The organism is Streptomyces sp. NPDC001568, from assembly GCF_042893755.1.
In the GTDB taxonomy this organism is placed as follows: domain Bacteria; phylum Actinomycetota; class Actinomycetes; order Streptomycetales; family Streptomycetaceae; genus Streptomyces.
The window spans coordinates 5,524-25,626 of the sequence record NZ_JBIAVF010000017.1 but is presented as its reverse complement, the minus strand read 5'-3'; the positions used below and the strand labels follow the sequence as shown (position 1 = coordinate 25,626).

The 20,103-nt window shown below is 72.5% G+C and carries 2 protein-coding genes (1 of these 2 only partly in view); both read left to right on the top strand.

Features of this window, described 5'->3' with window-relative positions; translation table 11 throughout:
• Positions 1-4,351, top strand: partial view of a type I polyketide synthase gene (locus ACFY0I_RS28345; RefSeq protein ID WP_388901133.1) — the end only. Its footprint begins 9,488 nt before the window's first position; only the last 4,351 of its 13,839 coding nucleotides appear in the window; its start codon lies off the left edge, out of view; the stop codon is at positions 4,349-4,351.
• Positions 4,348-20,103, top strand: coding sequence for a type I polyketide synthase (locus tag ACFY0I_RS28340; protein WP_388901131.1), 15,756 nt, complete (start codon positions 4,348-4,350; stop codon positions 20,101-20,103). The genes ACFY0I_RS28345 and ACFY0I_RS28340 overlap by 4 nt, the downstream gene beginning before the upstream one ends.

Below are 20,103 nucleotides of genomic sequence, written 5' to 3'. Positions count from 1 at the left end.
GATGGCGATGCGTCACGGGCGTCTGCCTGCGACGTTGCACGTGGACGAGCCGTCACCGCACGTGGACTGGGCGGCCGGTGACGTGCGGCTGCTCACGGAGTCGGTTCCGTGGCAGACCGACGGGCGGGCGCGGCGCGCGGGCGTGTCCTCGTTCGGCGTGAGCGGCACCAACGCCCACCTGATCCTGGAGGAGGCGCCTGCGGTCGCGCCCGATCCCGCGGTGGACCTGTCAGGCCCGGTGCCGTGGCTGGTGTCGGGCCGCGACGCGGCGGGCGTACGCGGCCAAGCGGCACGGCTGGCCGAGCACGTGCGGGCCAAGCGGGCCGTGGGCCCGGCCGACCCGGAATGGATCGGGGGCGTCGCGGCGGGATTGGCCCGACGGGCCGCGCTGGAGCAGCGGGCCGTCGTGGTGGGCACGGATGCCGAGGACTTGCTGGCGGGCCTCGAAGAGCTGGCCGCCGGCGAGCAGCCGACGCCCTCACGGACGGACTCCGGCGCCGTGTTCGTCTTCCCCGGTCAGGGCGGACAGTGGCTGGGCATGGGCCGTGAGCTGTTGGGATCGTGGCCGGTGTTCGCGGAGCGGATGGCAGAGTGCGAGCGGGCGTTGGCGCCCTTCGTCGACTGGTCGTTGCGTGAGGTCCTGACGGGGTCGGACGAGACGTGGCCGGTCCGGGTGGATGTGGTCCAGCCCGTGCTGTGGGCGGTCATGGTGTCGCTGGCCGAGGTCTGGCGTTCGGCCGGGGTCGAGCCCGATGTCGTCGTGGGGCATTCCCAGGGTGAGATCGCCGCCGCGGTGGTCGCCGGCCACCTGAGCGTGGAGGACGGCGCCCGGGTCGTCGCGCTCCGGTCGCGCGCGCTGCGGCAGCTGGCCGGTCAGGGCGCGATGGCGTCGATCGCACTCGACCCGGAGAAGGCGGAGCCCCACCTGCCGCCGGGCGTCACCGTGGCGGCGGTCAACGCCCCCGGGCAGACCGTGGTGAGCGGTCCGCCCGCGGAGATCGCCGCGCTGTGCGCCCACCTGGACGAGCAGGGGGTGCGAGCGCGCCGCATCGAGGTCGACTACGCCTCACACCACGCGCAGGTCGAGCAGATCGGCGAGGAACTGCGCACCGGACTGGCCGGGTTGACGCCGCGCGAAGGCAAGGTGACCATGTGGTCCACCGTCACCGGCGAGCCCGTCGCCGCCGGGGAACTGGATGCCGACTACTGGTACCGGAACCTGCGTGAGCCGGTGCTGTTCGCCGATGTGGTGCGGCACCTGGAGGAATCTGGATCCCGGTCGTACGTGGAGATCGGTCCGCATCCGGTGCTGTCGTTGGCACTGCAGGGAACGGTCACCGACGGGCAGGTGTTGTACACGCTGCGCCGTGACCGGCCGGAGACGGCGCAGCTGATGACCAGCCTGGGCGCCGCCTGGGCTGCCGGGCTGCCGGTCACGTGGCGGCGACTGCTGCCCCCCGCACAGCCGGTGACGCTGCCCACCTACGCCTTCCAGCGGCGGCGCTACTGGTTGGACGCGCCCGCCCCGGCGGCCGATGTCGCCCCGGCCGGTCTGACACCGACGGACCATCCCCTGCTGAGCGCGGTGGCCGTCCTGCCCGGGGACGACGCCCGGCTGTTCGTCGGCCGGCTCGCCCCGCACACCCACGGGTGGATGCGGCAGTACACGACGTCCGGATCCGTGGTCGTACCGTCCGCCGTCATCGTGGAGATGGTCCTGCACGCCGGTCGGAGTGTGCGCTGCCCACGGCTCATAGACCTCACGATCGCCGAACCGCCGGCGTTCCCGGCGGACGAGGCGGTCCAGGTCCAGCTCATCGTCGGCGGGCCGGACGACGACGGAAACCGACAGGTGGACCTCTACTCCCGCCCGGCCGACGACACCGAGGCCGACTGGCGCCGCCACGCCACCGGACTGCTCGCCGTTCACCCGGCGGCCGAACCGGCACCCGCGCTCACGCCCTGGCCCCCGGCCGACGCACAGCCGATCGCCGAAGACACCGTACGCCGGGCCCTCACCGAGGGGGGACACGACACCGAGCACGTCCTCGCCCGACTGGGTCGGCTCTGGCGGACCGGTGACGGGGTGCTGGCCGAAGGGCGGACAGCGGCGGGCGAGGAGTTCGCCGCCGAGCGGTTCACACACGCGCTGCTGCAAGCCGTCGCCGCGTTGACGATGGAAGCCGGCCCCGAACCACGGCTGGCCACCCGCTGGCGCGATGTCACGGCGGTTCCCGGTTTCACCGGAGACCTCCGTGCACGAGTGACCTCGACCGGGCCCGACACGCTTTCGCTGCGCCTGACGGCCACCGACGGCGCGCCGGTGGCCGACGTCGGCGAGCTGACTCTGCGGCCTCCGACCACCGCACAGGCGCGTGCCTGGCGACGGGGGACGCTCCGACCCCTGCACCGCCTGGTCTGGGAAGCGCTCAACGCGCCGTCCCAGCCGTCCGTACCCGGTCGCTACGCCGTGCTGGGCGGGGCAGGGGACCAGCTCTTCGACGGGCTGAGGCGCCAGGGCGTCGACGTCCGCCCGTACGCGGAGCCGGCCGAGGCGACCGGCGCGGACACCGTACTCGTCCCGATCGGACCCGCCGGACCGGTCGGTGCGCCCGCGCCCGGCCAGGCACACGCGGCGGTGGCCGGCCTCCTACCGACCGTCCGGGCATGGCTGGCGGACGAACGCTTCGCGAACGGCCGCCTGGTGCTGGTGACCCGGTCCGCGGTGGCCACCGACGGCGGTGACGTGGCGGACCTCGCCGGAGCCGCCGTCTGGGGCCTGGCCCGATCGGTGCAGGCCGAGCACCCGGGCCGACTGGTCCTGGTGGACATGGACGACCGGGACGAGTCGCTGCGCGCACTGCCCGCCGTGCTCGCCACCGGTCAGCCGCAGGCGGCACTTCGGCTCGGTGCGCTCTTCGTACCCCGGCTGCGACCCGTACCGCGCCGCGGGACCGACGCGGCCCCGCTGCCGGACCACTGCGGAACCGTGCTCGTCACCGGCGCCACCGGCACCCTCGGTGGCCTCGTGGCGCGCCATCTGGTCCGTGAGCACGGGGTCCGCCGGCTGCTGCTCGTCGGCCGCCGGGGCGCCACCGCCCCCGGCATGACCGAGCTGGTCGCCGAACTGACCGGGGCCGGGGCGGACGTGACCGTGGAGAGCTGCGACGTCGGTGACCGGGACGCACTGGCCGCGGTGCTCGGCACGGTGCCCGCTCGGCATCCGCTCACCGCGGTGATCCACACCGCCGGAGTGCTCGACGACGGGATGGTCACCTCGTTGACCGGCGACAGGATCACCGGCGTATTCCGCCCCAAGGTCGACGCCGCCTGGCACCTGCACGAGCTGACCCGCGACCAGTCCGCGCTGCGGACCTTCGTGCTGTTCTCCTCGGCGGCGTCCACGCTCGGCTCCGCCGGCCAGGGCAACTACGCCGCCGCGAACGCGTTCCTCGACGGGCTGGCCCATCGGCGCCGTGCCGAGGGCCTTCCCGCCACCTCGATCGCCTGGGGCCTGTGGGCGGAACGCAGCGACATGACACGGCACTTGGGTGATGACCACGTACACCGCATTCTCCGCGAGGGGGCCGCCGAGATGTCCAGCGCGGAGGGCCTCGCACTGTTCGACGCCGCCCTCGCCTCCGACCTGCCCTTCACGGTGGCAGGCGTCGACACGACCCGCCGGGCGGGCGCGGACCTGCCTCCCGTGCTGTGGGAGCAGAACGCCGCCGCGCGGCGAACGGCCCCCGGAGAGACCCCGGAATCCGAGCCGTTCGCCCAGCGACTGGCCCGTTCGCCGGAGCGGGAGCGGGAGGAAACCGTCCTCACCCTGGTCCGGCGTACGGTGGCCGACGTTCTCACGCATGCCGACGCCGAACGCGTCGACCCGGACCGCGCGTTCAAGGAACTCGGCTTCGACTCGCTGACCGCGGTGCAACTGAGGAACCGGCTGGCCGCCGCCATCGAGCGCAGGCTGTCGCCGTCGCTGGTCTTCGACTTCCCCACTCCGCGGGCCCTTGCCGCGCACCTGCGCACCGAACTGCTCGGCTCGGTCATCACGGATCCGGTGTTCGCACGCGTGGCCGAACTGCACACCACCCTGTCGTCCCTGGAGACGGACGAAGCGGTCCGCGACAGATTGATCACCCGGCTCCAAGGGCTGGTGGCCGTGCTGACCGACAGCGCGGCGCACCAAGACCGGCAACCGGAGCGAGACCGGCAACCGGAGCCGGAAACCGGCGACGACAGCGACATCGAGGCCGCCACCGCGGACGAGATGTTCGCGATTCTCGATCAGGAATTCGACGACTCGGAGGCACCCTCCGGGCCGCAGGAAGGTAGTGCACGGTGACCGAGGACGCGAAGCTCCTTGACTACCTCAAGCGCACCACAGCGGAACTGCGCCAGACGCGACGGCAGTTGCGTGAGGCCGAGGGGCGCGGGCGTGAGCCGCTGGCGATCGTGGCCATGAGCTGCCGCTTCCCCGGCGGTGTCGAGTCGCCCGAGGACTTGTGGGACCTGGTCGCCGCCGGCGGCGACGCGATCTCGGACTTCCCGACGGACCGGGGGTGGGACCTGGACGCGCTGTACGACCCGGACCCCGAGCGCAGCGGCACGTCCTACGTCCGCGAGGGCGGATTCCTCCCCGACGCGGGTGAGTTCGACGCCGAGCTGTTCGGCATCAGCCCACGTGAGGCGCTGAGCATGGACCCGCAGCAGCGGCTGCTGCTGGAGACGTCGTGGCAGCTGTTCGAGCGCGCGGGCCTCGATCCGCACGGTCTGGCCGGCAGCCGGGTCGGCGTGTTCGTCGGCACGAACGGTCAGGACTACGCACACCGGTCCCCCCTGGTCCCGGAGGCGGCGGAGGGTCACCACCTGACCGGGAACGCGGCGAGTGTGGCGTCGGGCCGGGTGTCCTACGTGTTCGGCCTTGAGGGTCCGGCGGTGACGGTGGACACGGCGTGTTCGTCGTCGCTGGTCGCGATGCACCTCGCGGCGCAGGCATTGCGTTCCGGCGAGTGCTCCATGGCGCTGGCCGGTGGTGTCTCCGTGATGTCGACGCCGCGGACGTTCGTGGAGTTCAGCCGGCAGCGCGGTCTGTCCCCCGATGGCCGGTGCAAGGCGTTCGCGGCGGGTGCGGATGGTACGGGCTGGGGTGAGGGTGTCGGTCTGGTGCTGCTGGAGCGGTTGTCGGACGCGCTGGCGAACGGCCATCGGGTGTTGGCGGTGCTGCGGGGCTCCGCGGTGAATCAGGATGGTGCGTCGAATGGTCTGACGGCGCCGAACGGTCCGTCGCAGCAGCGGGTGATCCGGCAGGCGCTGGCGAACGCGGGTCTGTCCGCCGGTGATGTGGATGTGGTGGAGGCGCACGGCACGGGTACGACGCTGGGTGATCCGATCGAGGCGCAGGCGTTGCTGGCGACGTATGGGCAGGACCGGTCGGAGGGTCGTCCTCTGTGGCTGGGTTCGGTGAAGTCGAACATTGGTCATACGCAGGCGGCGGCGGGTGTGGCTGGTGTGATCAAGATGGTGATGGCGATGCGGCACGGGCACCTGCCCGAGACGCTGCACGTGGACGAGCCGTCACCGCACGTGGATTGGTCGGCGGGTGAGGTGCGTCTGCTGACCGAGCCGGTCCTGTGGTCCGGGGAGGGGCGGGTGCGGCGGGCGGGGGTGTCCTCGTTCGGTGTGAGTGGCACGAACGCGCATGTGGTTCTTGAGGAGCCGCCCGCGATGGAGGTGCCTGGGGTGGCTGTGGCTGCACCCTCATCGGCGGAGCCGTCGGGTCCGGTGCCGTGGGTGGTGTCGGGTCGGGGTGATGCGGGTCTGCGGGGTCAGGCGGCCGGGTTGGCCGAGTTCGTCCGGGACCACGGAGATGTCGACGTTGCCGGTGTGGCTGCGGCGTTGAGCAACCGTGCGGTGTTGGAGGACCGTGCGGTGGTGGTGGGTGCCGATGTGGCTGATCTGGTTGAGGGGCTCGAGGCTTTGGCCGGGGGCGCTTCGATTGATGCGCTGGTGACGGGTTCGCCGTTGGTGGGGAAGACGGCGGTGTTGTTCACGGGGCAGGGCTCGCAGTTCGCGGGGATGGGTGCCCGGTTGTACGAGCGGTTCGAATCGTTCGCCGGCGCGGTGGACGAAGTCTGCGCCGTGGCGGATGGGTTGTTGCCGGGGCCGTTGCGTCCGGTGCTCTTCGGTGAGGGTGGTCGTGGTGACCTGATCGATGAGACGGTGTTTGCGCAGGTGGGGCTGCTTGCGTTGGAGGTGGGGCTGTGGCGTGTCCTGGTGGAGTGTGGTGTTCGGGCAGATGTGTTGGTGGGGCATTCGGTCGGTGAGATCGGCGCGGCGGTCGCCGCGGGTGTGTTGAGTTTGAGTGATGCGGCTCGGTTGGCTTGTGTGCGTGGCCGGTTGATGCAGGGGATGGACGCCGGTGGCGTGATGGTCTCGGTCGCCGCTCCGGGCGAGGTGATGCGGGAACGAGTCCGTGCGGTCCCCGGGGTGTGGGTGGCTGCGGTGAACGCGTCGGAGTCGGTCGTGTTGGCCGGTGAGGGGGATGCGGTACGGGGTGTGGTCGCGGAGCTGGAGGCCGAGGGGTTGCGGACTCGGTGGCTGCCGGTTGGGCATGCCTTCCATACGCCTTTGATGGCTCCGATGTTGGAGGATTTTGCCGCTGCGATCGCCGATGTGGAGTTCGCGGCGCCTGAGATTCCGATTGTCTCGACGGTGTCCGGGGATCTGGCCGGCACCGACTTCGGTAGCCCTGCCTATTGGGTGGGGCATGTGCGTCAGCCCGTCCGGTTCGCCGAAGCAGTCGAGAAGGCACGCGAGTTGGGGGTTCGGGTCTGGGCGGAGGTCGGTCCGCAGCCTGCTCTGTCCGCTGTGATGGAGGAGCGTGGGGGTGAGGCGGTCGCGAGTTTCATGCGGCGTGATCGTGATCAGGCCACCAGCCTGCTGATGGGCTTGGCCCGCCTGCACGTGCATGGGGTTGGCGTGGAGTGGGACCGGTGGGTTTCCGGTGCGGGGCAGTCTGTGGAGTTGCCGACGTATGCCTTCCAGCGTCGCCGGTATTGGCTGGAGGCGTCGGCCTCTTCCGTGTCAGGACCGTCCGTCGACTCTGTGACGGAGGAGTTCTGGGCAGCGGTCGAGCGCAACGATCTGGAAGCGCTGGGGTTGGGCGAAGACACGCCGTCCGCTGCCGTGCTTCCGGCTCTGACGGCGTGGCGGCAGGGTCATCAGGAGCGGCGGACGCTTGCCGACTGGCGCTACCGGGTCGCGTGGAAGCCCGTACCGGAACCCGTCACGCCCACCACCCTGACCGGCACCTGGCTGGTCGTCGGACAGGACGAGGGCACGCTGGCGCCGCTGGCCGCGATGCTCGACACCTGTGGGGCTCAGGCGGAACTCCTGACCGTGGCGCCCGGCACCGGTCGGGCCGCGCTCGCCGACCGGCTGCGCGCGGTGTCCGGGAACGCCGCGGCCCCTTCGGGAGTGCTGTCCGCCCTCGCCCTCCCGGGCGGCGCCGCCGTCGGCGAGTGGGGTGCGGCGGGCGACAGCCTGGCGCTCGTACAGGCGCTGGGCGACGCCGGGGTGACCGCGCCGCTGTGGGCCCTCACCAGTGGCGCGGTCGGCACGGACGGCGATGAGCCGGTGCGTGCTCCCGAGGCCGCCGCGATATGGGGTCTGGGCCGGGTCGCGGCCCTGGAACACCCCGAGCGTTGGGGCGGACTGATCGACCTGCCCGCCGACCCGGACGCGGTGGCGTACCAGCGCCTGGGGCTCGTGCTGACCGGTGCCACCGGTGAGGACCAGGTCGCCGTCCGCGCGACGAGGATCCTCGGCTGCCGGCTGCGCCGCGACACGACCCCCACGCACGGCGAGCCGGAGTGGTCACCGGGCGGCAGTGCCCTGATCACCGGCGGCACCGGTGCCCTCGGCGGCCACGTCGCCCGCCGGCTGGCCGAGCGCGGAGCCGAGCACATCGTGCTGCTCAGCCGACAGGGCCCGGACGCCCCCGGAGCCGACGACCTCCGTCGGGAGCTGGAGGCACTCGGAACGCGGGTCACCCTTCGTGCCTGCGACATCAGCCGGCGCGCCGAGCTGGCCGAGGCCATCGCCGCCGTGCCTGCCACGTACCCCCTCACCACGGTGGTGCACGCCGCTGCCGTACTGGACGACGCCCCGCTTTCGGCGCTGACCCCCGAGCGGCTGTCCGCCGTACTGGACGCCAAGGCGACCTCCGCCCGGCACCTGGACGAGTTGACGCGTGACCTGCCGCCCACCTCCTTCGTGCTGTTCTCCGCGTTCGGCGGGGTGCTCGGCAGCGCCGGGCAGGGCAACTACGCCGCGGCCAACGCCGTCCTGGACGCGCTGGCCGAGCAGCGCCGGGCCGCCGGATTGCCGGCCACCGCGATCGCCTGGGGTGCCTGGGCGGGTGACGGCATGGCCGCACGGTCCGCGGCCACCGTGCTGCGGCTGCGGCGTACCGGTGCCCGGCCGATGGCGCCCGAACTCGCCCTCGCCGCCATGGTAGGAGCGCTGGGGACCGGCGGGACGAACGTCATGGTGGCAGACGTCGACTGGTCCCGGTTCACGCCCGCGTTCACCGCCGTGCGCCCCAGCATGCTGCTGGCCGACCTGCCCGACGCGCGCGGCGCCCTCGTCCCGGACGGCGCCCACACCGCCGACCGCACGAGTCCCGCCGTGCAGGAGACGGCCCGCCGGCTGGCCGCCCTGACCGGCACCGAACGGCGTGCGGCAGTGCTCGACCTCGTACGCGACCAGGTCGCCGCGGTCCTGGGGCACGCCGATCCGAGCGCCGTCGGATCCGAACGCCTCTTCCGGGACCTGGGCTTCGACTCGCTGACCGGCCTCGACCTGCGCAACCGGCTCACCGCGGGCACCGGACTGACGCTGCCGGCCACGCTGGTCTTCGACCACCCCACGGTCGGCCAACTGACCGCACGTCTCGACGCCGAACTGGGCGGGGCCGCCGACGCGCCCCCGGCGCGGGCGGACGGGCCCGTGCCGGCGGCTCCCGCAGCGGATGCCGACGAGCCGATCGCGATCGTGGCCGTCGCCTGCCGGCTGCCCGGAGGGGTGCGCTCGCCCGAGGACCTGTGGACGCTGTTGGCGGACGGTGTCGACGCGATCAGCGAGTTCCCCACCGACCGCGGTTGGGACCTCTCCCGGCTGTCCGCCCCCGAGACGGACGGGCCGGGCACCTCGTACGTCCGGCACGGCGGATTCCTGTCCGGCGCGGCCGAGTTCGACGCCGGCTTCTTCGGGATCGGCCCGCGCGAAGCCCTGACGATGGACCCGCAGCAGCGGCTGCTCCTCGAAACGTCGTGGGAGGTCCTCGAACGCGCGGGGATCGACCCCACGTCACTGCGCGGCAGCCGCACCGGTGTGTTCGCCGGAACCAACGGCCAGGACTACGCGGGCCTGCTCACCGATGTGCCGGACGCCGAGGACTTCGCTGCCACCGGCAACGCCGCGAGCGTCCTGTCCGGGCGGGTGGCGTACGCACTGGGGCTGGAAGGCCCCGCCGTGACCGTGGACACCGCCTGCTCCGCCTCGCTGGTCGGCATCCACCTGGCCGGTCAGGCGCTGCGGCGCCAGGAGTGCTCGCTCGCCCTGGCGGGCGGCGTCACCGTGATGAGCACGCCCAACGCGTTCGTCAGCTTCAGCCGCCAGCGCGGTCTGGCACCGGACGGCCGTTGCAAGCCGTTCTCGGCGCGGGCCGACGGCACCGCGTGGGGCGAGGGCGTGGCCGTCCTGCTGCTGGAACGGCTCTCCGACGCGCGTCGGCACGGCCATCCCGTCCTCGCCGTGGTCCGCGGCTCGGCGGTCAACCAGGACGGCGCGTCGAACGGGTTGACGGCGCCGAACGGTCCCTCGCAGCAGCGGGTGATCCGGTCGGCGCTCGCCGACGGCGCGCTGACGCCGGCGGACGTCGACGCGGTCGAGGCCCACGGCACGGGCACCGTGCTGGGCGACCCGATCGAGGCACAGGCCCTGATCGCCGCGTACGGAGACCGGCCCGCCGACCGTCCGCTGAGGATCGGTTCGATCAAGTCGAACATCGGGCACACCCAGGCCGCCGCGGGCGCCGCCGGTGTGATCAAGATGGTGCTCGCACTGCAGCACGGGCTGCTGCCGCGGACCCTGCACGCGCAAGAGGCGTCCGCGTACGTCGACTGGTCAGCCGGTGAGGTGTCGCTGCTGACCGAGGCGGTGCCGTGGGACCGTGACGACCGCCCGCGCCGGGCCGGCGTCTCCTCGTTCGGTGTGAGCGGCACCAACGCGCACGTCATCATCGAGGAGGCCCCCCAAGCCGCCGCCTCCGAGCCGCACCCCGGGACAACGGAACCCGAGGACGTGCCCCGGGAAGTGCGGGCGGGGAAGACGCAGCCGGGTCAGGCGCTGCCGCGGGAGGCGCTGCCGTTCCTGCTGTCCGCCCGTGATGACGCCACCGTGGCGGCCCAGGCCGCCCGGCTGCGCGAGCACCTCACGGCCCACCCGACCCTGACGCTGCCCGACGTCGCTCACGCGCTGGCCACCTCCCGCGCCGCCCTGGAACACCGGGCCGTGGTCCTGGCCCAGGACCGGGACGAACTGCTCGGCACGCTCACCGCGATGGCGGATGGCGCCCCGGCACCCGCAGTCCTGCGCGGCGTGGCGGACGAGGGCCGGATCGCCGTGCTCTTCCCCGGCCAGGGCAGCCAGAGCATCGGCATGGGACGCGCGCTGTACGGCAGGTACCCCACCTTCGCCGCCTGCCTGGACGAGGTGTGCGCGGCGTTCGCCCCGGAACTGGAGCGGCCCCTGCTCGACGTACTGCACGCCGAGCCCGGCACCACCGAGGCCGACCTGCTGGACAGGACCCGCTACACCCAACCCGCCCTGTTCGCCGTTGAAGTGGCGCTCTACCGCCTGCTGGAAGGGTGGGGCCTGCGCCCCGACTACCTGCTCGGCCACTCCATCGGCGAGCTGGTCGCGGCGCACGTCGCCGGGGTGCTCACCATGCCCGAGGCCGCGAGGCTCGTCGCGGCCCGCGGCCGCCTCATGGAGGCGTTGCCGGACGGCGGCGCGATGATCGCCGTGGCCGTGGCCCCCGAGGACCTGGCGCCGCTGCTCGACGGGTACCAGCACCGCATCGATGTCGCGGCGGTGAACGGACCCGCCTCCACCGTGCTCTCCGGTGATGAGGACGCGGTCCGGGCCATCGCCCGTCTGTGCGGCGAACAGGGCATCAAGCAGCGGCGGTTGAACGTCAGCCACGCCTTCCACTCCGGTCACATGGACGGCATGCTCACCGCCTTCGGTGACCTGGTGAACGAGCTGGACCTCGCTCCCGCACGGATCCCGATCGTCTCCAACGTGACCGGCGTCGCCCTCACCGCCGACGAGGCCACCACGCCGGACTACTGGGTACGACACGTCCGGGAGACCGTTCGCTTCCACGACGGCATCCGCTGGCTGCACTCCCGCGGTGTCACCGTCTTCGTCGAACTCGGTCCGGACGGAGCCCTGTCCGCGATGGGCGCCGGATGCCTCCCCGACGCCGTGGACGACGTGACGTTCGTCCCGACGCTGCGCCGCTCCTGGCCCGAGCCGCGCGCCGTCACCGCCGCACTGGGTGAACTGCACACCCGTGGAATCCCGTTGGACTGGCCGGCCATCGCGGCGGGTTGGGGCGGACGGCCCGTGCCCCTGCCCACCTACCCGTTCCGGCGGCGACGCCACTGGCCGGAGGCCGCCCCGATCCCGGTCGCCGTGGCCGCGGCAGATCCGGTGGACGCCCGCTTCTGGACCGCGGTGGAACGGCACGACATCGCTTCGCTGACAGGTGAGCTGGGCGTTTCCGAGACGGCGGCGCTACCCGAGCTGCTGCCCGCGCTGACCGCGTGGCGCGAGCGCCGCCACACCGAATCCGCCGTCCAGGACTGGCGATACCGGATCCGCTGGCGTCGACCGACCACCATGCCCGTGTCCCGCCCCACCGGCACGTGGATCGTCGTCCCGCCCTCGGCGCCGGAGGCCGCGGTGGAAACGACCGGCGTGCTCGCCGCGCTGGCCCGCTGCGGCGCACGGGCCCAGCTGCTCACCGTCGACCCGGACGGCGACACCGACTTCGGTACGGCACTGCGTGACGCGTTCGGCGCGGCGGACGCCCCGCCGGTCGGCGTCCTGTCCCTGCTCGCCCTCGACCGGCGACCACACCCCCACCATCCCGAACTGACCGCGGGCCTGGTCGGAACCGTGCGGCTGATCCAGGCGCTCACCGAGGCCGAGTCGGAGGCGGAGGCGAAGAGCGGGGCCAGGCTGTGGTGCGTTACGCGCGGCGCGGTCGCCGTCGACCGTGACGCGACCGTCATCGACCCCGCCCAGGCCCAGGTCTGGGGCCTCGGCCGGGTCGCGGCCCTGGAACACCCGAGGCAGTGGGGCGGGCTCGCCGACCTGCCCGCCGAGCCCGACGAAACGGCGTACGACCGGCTCTGCGCCATCGTCACCGGCGGCGGGGGCGAGGAGGACCAGGTCGCGATCAGGCCCGCCGGCATCCTCGTGCGCAGGCTGACCCGGGCCGCCGCCTCGACCGCCCGCGGCTGGCAGCCCCGCGGGACGGTCCTCATCACCGGTGGCACCGGGGGGATCGGCGCGCACGTGGCCCGCCGGTTGGCCCGCGGCGGTGCGAACCACCTGGTGCTGCTGAGTCGTTCCGGAGCGAACAGCCCCGAAGCGGCAGCGCTTTCGGCCGAGTTGGGAACGCGGGTGACCATCGTCGCCTGCGACGTCACCGACCGTCACGCGGTGGCCGACCTCGTCGCCCGCATGTCCGCCGACGGCCACCCGATCCGCGCCGTGCTGCACGCCGCCGGCATCAGCCGCCACGCGTCCCTCGTGGACACCACGCCGGACGAGATCGCGGACACCCTCCGCGCGAAGACCGCCGGCGCCGCAGTACTGCACGAGGTGTTCGCCGACACGGAACTGGACGCGTTCGTGCTCTTCTCGTCCATCGCGGGCATCTGGGGCAGCGGCGGCCAGGCGGCGTACGCGGCGGCCAACGCCTACCTGGACGCCCTCGCCGAACACCGCCGCACCCAGGGACTCCCGGCCACCTCCGTGGCCTGGGGCGCCTGGGCGGGCATCGGCATGGCCACGGTCGGCGACGCGGCCGAGCAACTCCGGCAGCGCGGGATCAACGTGATGGACCCGGACCGCGCCTTCGTCGCCCTGAGCCAGGCCATCGCCGAGGACGAGCCGCACGTCACCGTCGCCGACGTGGACTGGGACCGGTTCGTCCCCCTCTTCACCGGCGCCCGCCCGAGTCCGCTCCTCGCGGAACTCCAGCAAGCCGAAGACCAGTTGGTGGACTCGGGCGGCGACCCCGCGTCCGAGCCGGGCGACCTCGGCCACCGGATGGCCTCCCTGTCGGAGGCCGACGGCATCCAACTGCTGCTGGATCTCGTACGCGCCGAAGCCGCTGCGGTCCTCGGACATGCCGACCCGGACGAGGTCGACCCGGGCCGCGCCTTCCGCAGCCACGGCTTCGACTCGCTCTCCTCGATCCAGTTGCGGGACCGGCTGGCCGTCGCGATCGGATCGACGCTGCCCGCCACCCTCGTATTCGACCACCCCAGCCCCCTCGCCCTCGCCGGGCACCTGCGCGACACGCTGCTCGGGCTGCGGCCGGAACGGGTGCAGGACAGCCCGGTGCGATCCGCTGCCGACGACGACCCGGTCGTCATCGTCGGGATGAGCTGCCGCTTCCCCGGCCGCGTGGCGTCCCCGGAGGCGCTGTGGGACCTGGTCGCCGCCGGCGGCGACGCCATCTCGGACTTCCCGACGGACCGGGGGTGGGATCTGGACGCGCTGTACGACCCGGACCCCGAGCGCAGCGGCACGTCCTACGCCCGCGAGGGCGGATTCCTGCACGACGCGGGCGAGTTCGACGCCGGCTTCTTCGGGATCAACCCGCGTGAGGCGCTGGCGATGGATCCGCAGCAGCGGCTGCTGCTGGAGGTGACCTGGGAGGCGCTGGAACGCGCGCACATCGCTCCGGACTCACTGCGCACCAGCCCGACCGGCGTCTTCGTCGGCACCAGCGGCCAGGACTACATGTCCCTGCCTGGCGACCCGAGCAGCGAGGGCTACTTCCTGACCGGGAACGCGGCGAGCGTGGTGTCGGGGCGGCTGGCGTACGTGTTCGGTCTTGAGGGTCCGGCGGTGACGGTGGACACGGCGTGTTCGTCGTCGTTGGTGGCGATGCACTTGGCGGCGCAGGCGTTGCGTTCCGGTGAGTGTTCTCTGGCTCTGGCGGGCGGTGTGACGGTGATGTCGACGCCGGGTGCGTTCGTGGAGTTCAGTCGCCAGCGCGGTCTGTCCCCCGATGGCCGGTGCAAGCCGTTCGCGGCGGGCGCGGACGGTACGGGCTGGGCGGAGGGCGTCGGCGTCGTGCTCTTGGAGCGGCTGTCCGACGCACGTCGCCACGGCCATCGGGTGCTGGCGGTGCTGCGGGGTTCGGCCGTCAATCAGGATGGTGCGTCGAATGGTCTGACGGCGCCGAACGGTCCGTCGCAGCAGCGGGTGATCCGGCAGGCGCTGGCGAACGCGGGTCTGTCCGCCGGTGATGTGGATGTGGTGGAGGCGCACGGCACCGGTACGACACTGGGTGATCCGATCGAGGCGCAGGCGTTGCTGGCGACGTACGGGCAGGACCGGTCGGAGGGTCGTCCTCTGTGGCTGGGTTCGGTGAAGTCGAACATCGGTCATACGCAGGCGGCTGCGGGTGTGGCTGGTGTGATCAAGATGGTGATGGCGATGCGTCACGGGCACCTGCCCGAGACGCTGCACGTGGACGAGCCGTCGCCGCATGTGGATTGGTCGGCGGGTGAGGTGCGTCTGCTGACCGAGCCGGTTCTGTGGTCCGGGGAGGGGCGGGTGCGGCGGGCGGGGGTGTCCTCGTTCGGTGTGAGTGGCACGAACGCGCATGTGGTTCTTGAGGAGCCGCCCGCGATGGAGGTGCCTGGGGTGGCTGTGGCTGCACCCTCATCGGCGGAGCCGTCGGGTCCGGTGCCGTGGGTGGTGTCGGGTCGGGGTGATGGGGGTCTGCGGGGTCAGGCGGCCGGGTTGGCCGAGTTCGTCCGGGACACCGGGGTTGTCGACGTTGTCGGTGTGGCTGCGGGGTTGAGGAACCGTGCGGTGTTGGAGGACCGGTCTGTTGTGGTGGGTTCCTCTGTCGAGGAATTGCTTGCGGGGCTGGACGCATTGGCTGAGGGCGGATCTTTTGATGCGCTGGTGACGGGTTCGCCGTTGGTGGGGAAGACGGCGGTGTTGTTCACGGGGCAGGGCTCGCAGTTCGCGGGGATGGGTGCGCGGTTGTACGAGCGGTTCGAGGTGTTCGCCGGCGTGGTGGATGAAGTGTGTTCGGTGGCGGATGGGTTGTTGCCGGGGCCGTTGCGTCCGGTGCTCTTCGGTGAGGGTGGTCGTGGTGACCTGATCGATGAGACGGTGTTTGCGCAGGTGGGGCTGCTTGCGTTGGAGGTGGGGCTGTGGCGTGTCCTGGTGGAGTGTGGTGTTCGGGCGGATGTGTTGGTGGGGCATTCGGTCGGTGAGATCGGCGCGGCGGTCGCCGCGGGTGTGCTGAGCCTGTCTGATGCGGTGCGGTTGGTGTGTGTGCGTGGCCGGTTGATGCAGGGGATGGACGCCGGTGGCGTGATGGTCTCGGTTGCCGGGCCTGCGGCGGAGATCGCGGATCGGATCGCGGGGCTGGCCGGGGTGTGGGTGGCTGCGGTGAACGCGCCGGATTCGGTCGTGTTGGCCGGTGAGGGGGATGCGGTACGGGGTGTGGTCGAGAAGCTGGACGCCGAGGGGTTGCGGACCCGGTGGCTGTCGGCGAGTCATGCCTTCCACACGCCGCTGATGGCTCCGATGTTGGAGGATTTCGCCGCCGTGATCGCGGATCTGTCCTTCGGGCCTGCCGAGATTCCGGTCGTGTCGACAGTGAGTGGGGAGCTTACGGGCGCCGACTTCGGTAGCCCTGCCTATTGGGTGGAGCACGTGCGACAGCCTGTTCGGTTCGCCGAGGCAGTCGCGAAGGCTCGTGAGTTGGGGGTTCGGGTCTGGGCGGAGGTCGGTCCGCAGCCTGCTCTGTCCACTGTGATGGAGGAGCGTGGGGGTGAGGCGGTCGCGAGTTTCATGCGGCGTGATCGTGACCAGGCCACCAGCCTGCTGATGGGCTTGGCCCGGCTCCACGTCCATGGGGTTGGCGTGGAGTGGGACCGGTGGGTTTCCGGTGCGGGGCAGTCTGTGGAGTTGCCGACGTATGCCTTCCAGCGTTCTCGGTATTGGGTCGCGGGGTCTTCGGGGGTGGCTGGGGGGTCGCTCTCCGGGGTGGGGTTGGCGGTCGCGGGTCATCGGCTGTTGGGCGCACGGGTGTCGCTGGCCGATGGTGGCGCTGTGTTCACGGGGCGGCTGTCGACCTCCACGCAACCCTGGCTGGCGGATCACGCCGTGACAGGCGTGGTCCTGCTGCCCGGGACCGCGTTCGTCGACTTCATGGCGTACGCGGGCCAGCAGATGGGGTGCCGTCAGGTGCGGGAGTTGACTCTTCAGGCGCCACTGCTGGTGCCCGAGGGCGGGCCCGGGGTGACGGTCCAGGTCGTGGTCGCCGCCCCCGACGAGCACGGACAGCGGACGGTCGACATCCACTCCCGCCCCGACACCGAAGCCGGCGAGTGGACCCGGCACGGCACCGGTGTTCTCGCGGAGGCGCTCGAAACTCCCGATACGGCTTGGACCTGGCCCCCTGCGGGAGTCCGGGTCCCGGCGGAGGACATCCATGCCGGTCTGTCGGAGGCGGGGTTCGATTACGGGCCGGTGTTCCGGGGGCTGAGGCAGGTCTGGCGGGACGGTGAGGACGTCTACGCGGAGGTCGTGCTGCCCGACGATCCGACCGGCTTCGCGCTTCACCCGGCCTTGCTGGACGCCGCGCTCCACGCCCTCGCCGCGACTTCGGGCGTTGGCGTTGGCGTTGGTGACGGCGGGCTTCCGTTCGCGTTCAGTGGTGTCACCGTTCATCGCACCGGAGCAAGGGTTCTGCGGGCCCGGCTGCGTCGGGGTGCTGATGGTGTCGCCGTCGAGGCCTTCGACCCGACCGGACGGCCCGTCGTCACCGTCGAGGCCCTCGCCTTCCGGCCGGTCAGTGAAGCGTCACTTCGTTCGGCGCAGGACATCCCGCTGCGGATCCGCTGGGATCAGGTCGCCGTCGTCCCTGACGGGCCGGCGTTCGCTCCCGGGGACTTCGCCCTGGTGTCGGCGGGCCACCACATCGGCGTGGCGGACGTGACGCGTGCCGTGGACGACGGCTCGGCCGCCCCCGCCTGGGTGGTCCTGGACCTGCCGTGCGGCGCCGACGGGCCGGTGCCGGAGCGGGCCCGCGCCGCGACGGAGTGGGTGCTGCTCCAGGTGCAGGAGTTCCTGGCCGCGCCCGCGCTCGCGGATGCGCGGATGATGATCCGTACCACGGGAGCGGTCATCACCGGTCCTGGCGATGCGGACGTGGACCCGGCCGTCGCCGCGGTCTGGGGCCTGGCGCGGTCGGCCGGCGCGGAGAACCCGGGCCGGATTCATCTGCTCGACACCGACACCGAGACCGACACCGACACCGACACCGACACCGGGACTGGCCAAGTGCCTCTCGGGGATCTGCTGGCCGCGGTCCACGCAGCGGGCCGTGAGCAAGTGGCGCTCCGAAAGAACGCGTTGCTCGCCCCGAGGCTGGTGGAGCTGGAGGATGACGCGCTCGCCGTCCCGGACGGGCCCGGCCGGCGGCTGGTCCCCGGTGGGCAGACGCTCGACGGCCTGGCCCTGGTCGCCGATCCGTCCGCTCCGCAAGCACTTGCGCCGGGGCAGGTTCGGGTGGCTGTGCGCGCCGCCGGACTGAACTTCCGTGACGTGATGGTCGCTCTCGGCATGTACCCGGGACGCGCCGCACTGGGCGCGGAGGGCGCCGGAGTGGTGACCGAGGTGGGCCCGGGAGTGACCGGAACGGCCGTCGGGGACAGGGTGTTCGGCCTCATGCCGGAGTGTTTCGGACCGAGTGCGGTGGCCGACGCCCGCACGCTCGCCGCAGTACCGGATGACTGGTCGTTCACGGAGGCCGCGTCCGTGCCGATCGTGTTCCTGACGGCCTGGTACGCGCTGCGCGACCTTGCGGATCTGCGCCCCGGTGAGCGGGTTCTGATCCACGCGGGTGCGGGTGGCGTGGGCATGGCGGCGATCCAGCTCGCGCGCCATCTCGGCGCCGAGGTGTTCGCCACGGCCCATCCCGCCAAGTGGGGAACCCTGCGGGCACTCGGCGTGGCCGCCGACCACATGGCCTCCTCCCGTGACCTCGACTTCCGGGCCCGGTTCGCCGCGGTGACCGAGGGGCACGGCGTCGACGTCGTACTGAACTCGCTGGCCGGTGAGTTCGTGGACGCCTCGCTGCAACTGCTGCCGCACGGCGGACGGTTCGTCGAAATGGGCAAGACCGACGTCCGTACCGAGGACGAGGTCCCGGCCGGTGTGACGTACCGGACGTTCGACCTCGCCGACCCGGAGCCCGAGCGGATCGGAGCCATGCTGTCCGAGGTGCTCGGCCTGCTCCGGCGGGGGGCGCTGGACCTGTTGCCGATCACGACCTGGGACGTCCGGCAGGCGCCGGCCGCGTTCCGCCACCTCGGACAGGCCAAGCACACCGGCAAGCTGGTCCTGACGGTGCCCGCACCGCTTGACCCCGCGGGCACCGTGCTCGTCACGGGTGGCACCGGTACCCTCGGTGCTCTGCTCAGCCGGCACCTGGTCGCCGAGTACGGCGTGCGACACCTGCTGCTGGCCGGCCGGCAGGGGCCGGCGGCACCAGGTGCCGCCGAACTAGTCGCGGAACTGGCTCAGTTGGGCGCCGAGGCGCACGTCGTGGCTTGTGACGTGTCCCGCCGGGACGAGGTCGCCGCTCTCCTCAAGGGTGTTGACCCCGACCACCCGCTGACCGGCGTACTGCACGCCGCCGGGGTCGTCGACGACGCGGTCGTGGGGTCGCTCACCCCTCAGCGGCTCGGCGCCGTGCTCGCCGCCAAGGCCGACTCGGCCTGGCACCTGCACGAACTGACCCGTGGGGCCGACCTGGCGATGTTCACCCTGCTCTCCTCGGCCGCGGGCGTTCTCGGCGCGGCGGGCCAGGGCAACTACGCGGCGGCGAACACCTTCCTCGACGCGCTCGCCGAACACCGCCGGGCCCGTGGTCTGCCCGCGCAATCGCACTCGTGGGGCCTGTGGGCGCAGCGCAGCGGGATCAGCGGGCACCTCACCGAGAGTGACCTGGCGCGCATCACCGCCTCCGGGATGGTGCCGCTGGACAGCGAGACCGGCCTGCGCCTGTGGGATCGGGCAGGGGAACGGACGGACCGGCCCCACCTGGTGCTGCTCCAGCTGAACCCGCGCCACCGCCGCACCCATCCGCTGCTGGTCGATCCGGCCGCGCCCGGGCCCGCCCCGCGGGCGCGCGAGGCGGGCGCCGTCGGGCAGACCGAAGCCCGCGAGCGGCTGGCCACGCTGCCGGCGGGCGAGCGGCGCCGAGTGCTCCTCGGTCTGGTCCGCGAGCATGCCGCCGCGGCCCTGGGCCTTCCCTCCGTCGTGACGGTGGAGGACGGACGCGCCTTCAAGGACCTGGGGTTCGACTCGTTGACCGGCATCGAGCTGCGCAACCGGCTGAATGCCGCCACCGGGGTTTCACTGCGGCCCACCCTCGTGTTCGACCACCCGACACCGCAACTGCTCGCCGAGCACCTCGACCGGCAGGTCACCGCCGGGACCGTGGCACCGGCCACCACCGGCGGCGGCGCCGAAGCGTCCGAGGACGACCTCACCGAGGCCGACTTCCGCCGGATGCTGGCCACCATCCCGTTCCGGACCCTCCGCGAGGCCGGTCTCACCGGCCCGCTGCTGCGGCTCGCCCGCGGCGACGGCGATCCGTCGGCCGGGCCGGAGGAACGGCCCGATGAGATCGACGCCATGGATGCGGACGATTTGGTCCGCATCGCCCTCGACACGTTCGAAGACTGA